1 protein-coding gene is annotated in these 622 nt (G+C 41.3%); it reads right to left on the bottom strand.

Translation table 11 applies throughout. The features are described 5' to 3' along the window. The coding region (locus QM887_RS09920) for a mucin-binding protein (protein ID WP_414271441.1) at positions 1 to 622 on the bottom strand (622 nt) is incomplete at both ends.

The raw sequence follows: 622 nt of genomic DNA, 5'->3' as shown, positions 1-622 counted from the left end.
TTTTCAGGAGTGATTGGTTTTCCTGGTTCTACTGGTTTACCTGGTTTGCTTGGATCTTTTGGATCTGGCAAGTATGGTTTGTAGCCTGGTACATTAGGAACAACTGGTTGACCTGGTTTACTTGGATCTTTTGGATCATTTGGATATTTCACATCTGGTGTTGATGGGAATTTCGGATCATCAGATTTCGGAACCAAGCTACCAAGCGGTTTGTAAGTAACTGTATCTGTTGCTTCAGGATTTTCTGGAGTAACTGTCTTACCACCAGCTTCTGTCTTATCAGCGTAGTAACCTGGAATTACTGGTACAGATACCTTACCGTAAGTATGGCTCTTCTCATTCCATGTTGTAGTTCCAGAAGCTTTGTTTTCTTTACCAGTAAATGTAAAGTCATCTTGGACATTGTCTCCTGGAGTCTTATCGCCTGCTCCTTCAAACTTAACTGTTTGTTTAGTTGGTTTCTTCACATCATTTACGATTGGTACGTAGATGATTGGTGTGTCTTCACCTGGGTTTTCAGGAGTGATTGGTTTTCCTGGTTCTACTGGTTTACCTGGTTTGCTTGGATCTTTTGGATCTGGCAAGTATGGTTTGTAGCCTGGTACATTAGGAACAACTGGTT

This window comes from Streptococcus infantis (assembly GCF_047460875.1).
GTDB classification, from domain to species: Bacteria; Bacillota; Bacilli; order Lactobacillales; family Streptococcaceae; genus Streptococcus; species Streptococcus infantis_AA.
The sequence above is the reverse complement of the archived record's forward strand: the minus strand, read 5'-3'. Positions and strand labels throughout refer to the sequence as shown.